The organism is Pseudomonas sp. 51_B (assembly GCF_017491595.1).
Lineage (GTDB): Bacteria > Pseudomonadota > Gammaproteobacteria > Pseudomonadales > Pseudomonadaceae > Aquipseudomonas > Aquipseudomonas promysalinigenes.
This window is the reverse complement of sequence record NZ_JAFGYW010000435.1, coordinates 1-439: the sequence shown is the minus strand read 5'-3', so window position 1 is coordinate 439 and position 439 is coordinate 1. Positions and strand designations below refer to the sequence as shown.

Annotated in this window: 1 protein-coding gene; it reads left to right on the top strand. The window is 60.4% G+C overall.

Annotated elements, in window-relative coordinates:
- Positions 1–404 (top strand): IS30 family transposase (locus J5M56_RS25605; protein ID WP_207938137.1); only part of this gene is annotated, 404 nt, incomplete at its 5' end.
- Positions 405–439: the final 35 nt, after the last annotated feature.

The window sequence follows — 439 nt, the reverse complement described above, 5'->3', positions numbered from 1 at the left end:
ACCTGATCCTGGCGAAGATGAACGATGCGACGGCGACCTCGGCGGTGGAGGGCTTCAGCGCGGCGCTGAACCGCATGCCGCTGGCTGTACGCAAGAGCATGACCTACGACCAGGGGCGAGAGATGGCGCGGCACGCGGACATCACCCAGAAGACCGGTGTGGCGATCTACTTCTGCGACCCACACAGCCCCTGGCAGCGCGGCAGCAACGAGAACATCAACGGCCTGATCCGCCAGTACCTGCCCAAGGGCACGGACTTGTCGGTGTACAGCCAGGAGCAGTTGGATGCCATTGCCTACGAACTGAACATCCGACCGCGCAAGCGCTTCAATTGGAAATGCCCGATTGAGGTCATGACAGAGGTAGTGGCGTTGCAGCATGATGCACCTGCTTCAATCCAGTAACCGTGTTGCACTCAGCTTCTGCAACCGCCCAGAAT